The organism is Streptomyces alkaliphilus (genome assembly GCF_014141535.1).
Classification (GTDB): domain Bacteria; phylum Actinomycetota; class Actinomycetes; order Streptomycetales; family Streptomycetaceae; genus Streptomyces; species Streptomyces alkaliphilus.
Window position 1 is genome coordinate 1 of sequence record NZ_VKHT01001588.1, and the last position, 673, is coordinate 673.

General features: G+C 76.7%; 1 protein-coding gene. It reads right to left on the bottom strand.

What is annotated here, in order from left to right; genetic code table 11:
- Nucleotides 1–590 (bottom strand): PTS sugar transporter subunit IIA (locus tag FNQ90_RS25830; protein WP_182608518.1); only part of this gene is annotated, 590 nt, incomplete at its 3' end.
- Nucleotides 591–673: the final 83 nt, after the last annotated feature.

The window sequence follows — 673 nt, forward strand, 5'->3', positions numbered from 1 at the left end:
GGGCCGGTGGGGGCGGTCCCGGTGTCCGTGGCGTCCGCCGCCTGCGCGTCCCCGGCGGGGGGAGTGGCGGGGACGTCCTCCTCGCCCGCCATCGTGGCGCCCGCGCCGGCGGCCCCGGCCGCGCCCCCTTCCGATGGCTCCGCCGGGGCGGACTCCCCCGCGATCAGCGCGGCGGCCCGGCCGGGATCGGTCACCTCCCGCAGCGCGGTGGTGAACTCCTCCCTCATGAGCTCCCGGGCCAGGCTCGCCAGGATGGACAGATGGTCGCGGTCCCCTCCGGCCGGCGCGGCGATCAGGAAGATCAGGTCGGCGGGCCCGTCCGAGGCGCCGAAGTCGATGCCCCCGGCACTGCGTCCGAAGGCCAGGGTGGGCTCGGTGACATGGACGCTGCGGCAGTGCGGGATGCCGATGCCGCCCTCCAGGCCGGTCGGCATCTGCGCCTCGCGCGCGGCCACGTCGGCGAGGAAGCCGTCGAGGTCGGTCACGCGTCCCCGGGCCGCCATGCGCTCGGCCAGCGCCCGGGTGGCGTCTTCCCTGGTGGTGGCGGAGAGGTCGAGATCGACCAGCTCCGCGCTGATCAAAGTGCTCATCACACGGCTCCGTTGGCGGGAGGGGGGACGACGCCCGAACCCCGTGCGGGTCCGGTCGCCGGGTCGGGGGGACGCCTGAGGGG